Origin of the sequence: Microcystis sp. M_OC_Ca_00000000_C217Col, assembly GCF_007095585.1 — a bacterium.
Taxonomy (GTDB): domain Bacteria; phylum Cyanobacteriota; class Cyanobacteriia; order Cyanobacteriales; family Microcystaceae; genus Microcystis; species Microcystis panniformis.
Genome location: NZ_SFBV01000142.1, coordinates 1 through 4,922 on the forward strand (window position 1 = coordinate 1; position 4,922 = coordinate 4,922).

The following is a 4,922-nucleotide window of genomic DNA, read 5'->3' on the forward strand; positions in this document are numbered from 1 at the left end:
ATGTTAGTAGCCGAAAGACACATTATCAAGAAAGGACATAGATTTTGGGCTGAGATAGATAATTTATCTTGGCAGTCTAAAAATCTCTACAACTCAGCCAATTATTTAATCCGACAAAACTTCATTTATGGTCATGGTTATTTGACCTATAATCAGATGGCCTCTCTGAGGTCAAAGACAGAACAGTATCAAGCTTTACCCGCTAAAGTTTCCCAACAAGTTTTAAGAGGATTAGACAAGAACTGGCCATCATTTTTTGCCGCTTCATCGGAGTTTAAAAGTCACCCCGATAAATTTCTAGGAAAACCCAAAATCCCTGGCTATAAGGAGCCAAAAAAAGGACGAAATCTCTTAGTTTACACGATTCAATCCCTAAGCAAAGTAGGTCTTCGGTACGGATTGGTCAAACTATCACCGGACTTCAATTGCCTTGCCGACAAGAGTAGCGGAGCGCATAGCAGAAGTTAGAATAGTTCCTAAATGTGATTGTTATGTAATCGAGGTAATTTATGAGAAAACCGAACAGTTCTTAGCTCCTAATGAAAAGATAGCTGCGATAGATTTAGGCATAGATAATTTGATGGCCTTGTTATGGTTCGATAGGGGGCATAAATCGACTAAATCCTTATCTGGCAAGAGACTTAATTGATTAGTTCGCTCTAGATCAAAAATAATTGACAAAAATCGCTAAACATAACACAAACCGAAGAGCCATCAATTTTATAACCAACGTCGGGCTAAGTTACAATCTCTGTTAAAAGGCAATCGTCAAAGTTCCCAGAGGATTCGCCGTTTAACTCGTTGCCGTAATCAGAAGATAGATAATTATCTTCACCGAGCTAGTCGTTATTTAGTCAATCTCTTAGTTGACCAAGAGATAACAACTTTAGTAATTGGGAAAAATGACGGTTGGAAACAAGGAGTGAACTTAGGAAAAGTCAACAATCAAAAATTTGTGACCATCCCTCATGCTCGATTAATTGACATGATTATTTATAAATGTCGATTAGCGGGAATCTCTGTGATTATTCAAGAAGAATCCTATACCTCTGTTGCTAATTTTTTAAATTTAGAGCCGCTACCAGTGTATGGAGAAACAACTGAAAGGCCAGTGTTTTCAGGAAAAAGAATTTCGCGAGGATTATATCGCACAGATAAGGGGATTCTGGTTCAATCTGATGTCATGGGTTCCTACAACATTTTGCGAAAAGCATTCCCAAATGCGTTTAACCGCTATGGGATAGAGAGGTGCGTAGTTCACCCAAGGAGAATTAATCTCTCGAAGTAAAAGTGAAAGGAATTTCTGAAATGGAATTCCGTCTGTCTATATTTGACTATACTTTTACTAACTATCCTGCCGACATTCAATGTGACAAGGGCAATTCTTGTCGGAGGGCAGATAAAAGTTTATGCGGATGGCGAGACTCGAACTCGCAAGGCGTAAGCCACACGCCCCTCAAACGTGCGTGTCTACCAGTTCCACCACATCCGCTTGATTTTAGCTTAACCATTGTAGCACAGAAAAAAAATAATCTGCAAGCAACTTTTAAAAATTACTGCCGCACAACTTTCGCACCACCTGAGTTAGTACGGATAAACCTTTTAGGGAACCTTGAATCAAATGGAAGGCCGGGATGGGACGGATTAACATTTGTCGAGCTAGGGGCAATGGTCGCAGCTGACCTTGATTATCAATTGCCGGGGCTAAATCGGGTAAATCCTGCGTCACCTCGTCGCTAATCACGCGCACAATTGCCACTTTTTGCCCCGATAAAGCCGCTAAAATCCTTGCTCCTTCCATATCGACCACTTCATAGCCCCCTTGTCCTAAACGTCGTTTTTCCTCGGACTGGCTAATCAGGCGATCGCTGGTTAAACCTTTAACAAGACTATATCCGGTTAATTGGGCGATTTCTGCGGTTATTTCCGGTTCGCACTGCCAATAATTCCCCGTTTCCGCGCCACAACCTTGATAGATTACCCCATCTCCGACCCGATAGCGATCGCTGAGACTGCCCGCTAATCCCATCAGCACAATTTTTCCCGTGAGCTTATTAAGAAATTCTAGAGATTGCCCAGAGACTAAGGAACTGTCGAGGAATTCTGGAGCGCCAAGGTTAATCGGGATAATTTGCGGGGCTAAATCGCCGATGTTCCTTAATCCTCGGCGGATTGAGCTATGCTCGGCCCCCCGGGGAACGAGAATAATATCTTCAGGTGTGAGCATGAAATTTTTGAGAAAGTTTCCTAATTAGTCCCTTGAGATGTTATAAACAATAATAGTGAACTAATTAGGAAAATTCTTAAGTGAATGGCCCCGCCACCGACCGGGCGATTGTCTTTCCCACCATGAAAAAGTCTGTCATTCTGCGTTTATCCGAGGTTAACAAGCGTTTTCCCGCTTCTACTACTCTAGCTGTCGATAATATCAGTTTTAGTTTAACAGAGGGCGAAATTCTCGGATTATTGGGACCGTCGGGCTGCGGTAAAACCACTCTACTGCGGATGATTGCGGGATTTGAAAAACCATCTCAAGGAGTGATTGAATTGGGAGGGCGAATAGTTGCCGACGAAAAAACCTTTATTCCTCCGGAAAAACGCAATACGGGCATGGTTTTTCAGGATTACGCTCTTTTTCCCCATTTAACCATTGCTGACAATATCGCCTTCGGGTTAAAAAATTCTGGGGAGAAATTATCGAGCAGAGCTATTAACGCTAGAGTGGCGGAAACTTTAGATTTAGTCGGACTGCAAGGACTAGAAAAACGTTATCCCCATCAGCTATCGGGAGGACAACAGCAAAGAGTCGCCCTCGCCCGCGCTTTAGCCCCAAAACCCTCTTTAATCCTCTTAGATGAACCTTTAAGTAATCTCGATGTCCAGGTACGGCAACGGTTACGGCACGAGATCCGTCATATCCTGAAAGCGACTGGTATCTCGGCCATTTTTGTCACCCACGACCGGGAGGAAGCAATGGTGATCAGTGACACAATTGCGGTCCTTTGTCAAGGAAAATTAGAACAAATTAACAATCCCGAAGAAATTTATAGTCATCCGGCCTCGCGATTCGTGGCTGAGTTTGTCACCCAAGCTAACTTTCTCCCCGCTAGACGGGAGGGGGAACAATGGCAAACCGAGATAGGAGTCTGGGAAATTGCCGATGGTCAAGATTTGGACAAAGGGGAATTGATGCTGAGAGAGGAAGATGTCAAAATTAAGCCGGATGAGACGGGAGAGCTAGTTATTTGCGATCGCCAATTTTTAGGGCGGGAATACCGTTATTGTCTGCTAACGGCTACCGGCAGTCAAATCCACGCTAGAACAACGATTAACACCCAATTAGAAATCGGTACAAAGGTAAAACTATCGATTATTCCCGATAGCGTCCGTGTATTTGCTGACTGATAACTGATACTAAATCCTGTTTAAAGGGTGTGGGGTGTGGGGAAGTGGGGTGTAGGGTGTAGGGTGTAGGGTGTGGGGTGTGGGGTGTGGGGTGTGGGGAGCTTTTTCAGTAAAAAGGCAGCTCCGAGCTTATCGCTTAATACTATTGACTGATAACTTACCCACTGATAACTTACCCACTGATAACTGATAACTGATAACTGATAACTGAGCCAAGGCTGATGGCTAATATTGATATCGATCGCGATTTAGGACTAGGGTGGCATTTTTAGCGACAAAATCAATAATTTTTTTGGCCACATCCACACCAGTGGCCGCTTCTATTCCTTCCAAACCCGGAGAGGAATTGACCTCAATAACCACAGGCCCATGATTTGACCGTAATAAGTCCACACCCGCAACCCTTAAACCCATGGCTTTAGTGGCCCGTATAGCCGTACTGCGTTCCTCCGGGGTTAATTTTATCTTTTCTGCTTTGCCACCGCGGTGAAGATTAGAACGAAAATCCCCTTCGGCCCCCTGTCGCTTCATCGAGGCTACCACTTTTCCATCGATGACAAAACAGCGCAGATCTGACCCACTGGCCTCTTTAATATACTCTTGTACTAGAATATTAGCTTCTAATTGCCGAAAAGCTTCAATAACTGACTTGGCTGCTTGGTCGGTTTCCGCTAAAACTACGCCAATACCTTGGGTTCCCTCTAATAATTTAATCACTAGAGGGGTGCCGCCGACGGTTTCGATTAAACCATCGATATCTTGAGTTGCGTGAGCAATTCCCGTCACCGGTAAACCTATCCCTTCCCGAGCGAGGATTTGCAGACAACGCAATTTATCCCGCGACCGAGAAATTGCTTGCGAGTCGTTGGCAGTAAAAACATTCATCACCTCGAATTGTCGGACGACTGCGGTTCCATAGAAGGTTTTTGAGGCGGCAATACGGGGGATAATCGCGTCGAAACTCTCCAAGGGTTTACCGTTATAGACAACCGTGGGTTTATGGGAGGTGATGTTCATATAACAGCGCAAATAATTGATCACTCGTACCTCATGGCCTTGAGCTTCTCCCGCTTCTTTCAGTCGCTTGGTCGAATAAAGGGAAGCATCTTGGGATAAAATAGCGATTTTCATAAATTTTCGCTTAAATATTGCTTTTACAACTGAATAGCTCTTTATTTTCCCATATTGACTTTTTTTGCTGGCAACTCATAAAATTTCTGTTCTCGATCGAAGTCCATCGATCATTATGGCGCTGACAGTTCCCTTTGAACAGTTGGGTTAAATGAAAAGTAAAAAGGATCAAGCTTAAGACTAGATTTGTTTTTGTCTTCAGGCTAAGTTTAAGTAGCTGGTTATAATTAAATTAAAAATGGATTTTAGGTTCGATCCCCCCTGCCCCCCTTAATAAGGGGGGTGCCGATAGGCGGGGGGATCTACCCTTAATAAGGGGGGTGCCGATAGGCGGGGGGATCTACCCTTAATAAGGGGGGTGCCGATAGGCGGGGGGATCTACCCTT

4 protein-coding genes, 1 tRNA gene and 1 pseudogene are annotated in these 4,922 nt (G+C 44.0%); 3 read left to right on the forward strand and 3 right to left on the reverse strand.

The window, feature by feature from the left end; all coding sequences use genetic code 11:
* Both EWV66_RS24385 and EWV66_RS24390 read left to right on the forward strand, forming a co-directional pair.
* Positions 1–468: pseudogene (locus tag EWV66_RS24385) on the forward strand (hypothetical protein); the annotation flags it as partial.
* A 283-nt stretch (positions 469–751) separates the two neighbouring features.
* On the forward strand, positions 752–1,288 hold the full coding sequence (locus EWV66_RS24390) for an IS200/IS605 family accessory protein TnpB-related protein (protein WP_287108217.1): 537 nt from the start codon (positions 752–754) through the stop codon (positions 1,286–1,288).
* A 122-nt stretch (positions 1,289–1,410) separates the two neighbouring features.
* On the opposite strand, the gene EWV66_RS08340 is transcribed toward EWV66_RS24390, so the two are convergent.
* Both EWV66_RS08340 and EWV66_RS08345 read right to left on the reverse strand, forming a co-directional pair.
* Positions 1,411–1,492, reverse strand: a tRNA-Leu gene (locus EWV66_RS08340).
* 54 nt (positions 1,493–1,546) lie between these two features.
* The gene (locus tag EWV66_RS08345) at positions 1,547–2,227 is read right to left on the reverse strand and encodes a nucleoside phosphorylase-I family protein (RefSeq protein WP_287108216.1); all 681 of its coding nucleotides are present in this window, start codon (positions 2,225–2,227) and stop codon (positions 1,547–1,549) included.
* 122 nt (positions 2,228–2,349) lie between these two features.
* On the opposite strand from EWV66_RS08345, the gene EWV66_RS08350 reads away from it, so the two are divergent.
* Complete coding sequence (locus EWV66_RS08350; protein ID WP_072927592.1) at positions 2,350–3,405, forward strand: ABC transporter ATP-binding protein; 1,056 nt, start codon at positions 2,350–2,352, stop codon at positions 3,403–3,405.
* Positions 3,406–3,630: 225 nt separating this feature from the next.
* Here the strand turns inward: EWV66_RS08350 and rimK are convergent, their stop codons facing one another.
* The gene (gene rimK, locus EWV66_RS08355) at positions 3,631–4,536 is read right to left on the reverse strand and encodes a 30S ribosomal protein S6--L-glutamate ligase (RefSeq protein WP_002772203.1); all 906 of its coding nucleotides are present in this window, start codon (positions 4,534–4,536) and stop codon (positions 3,631–3,633) included.
* Positions 4,537–4,922 lie beyond the last annotated feature (386 nt).

What these genes read in the sequence shown, in the direction of transcription:
- EWV66_RS08350 (WP_072927592.1), top strand. Translation starts at nt 2,350, where the DNA reads ATGAAAAAGTCTGTCATTCTGCGTTTATCCGAGGTTAACAAGCGTTTT.
- rimK (WP_002772203.1), bottom strand. Translation starts at nt 4,536, where the DNA reads ATGAAAATCGCTATTTTATCCCAAGATGCTTCCCTTTATTCGACCAAG.
- EWV66_RS08345 (WP_287108216.1), bottom strand. Translation starts at nt 2,227, where the DNA reads ATGCTCACACCTGAAGATATTATTCTCGTTCCCCGGGGGGCCGAGCAT.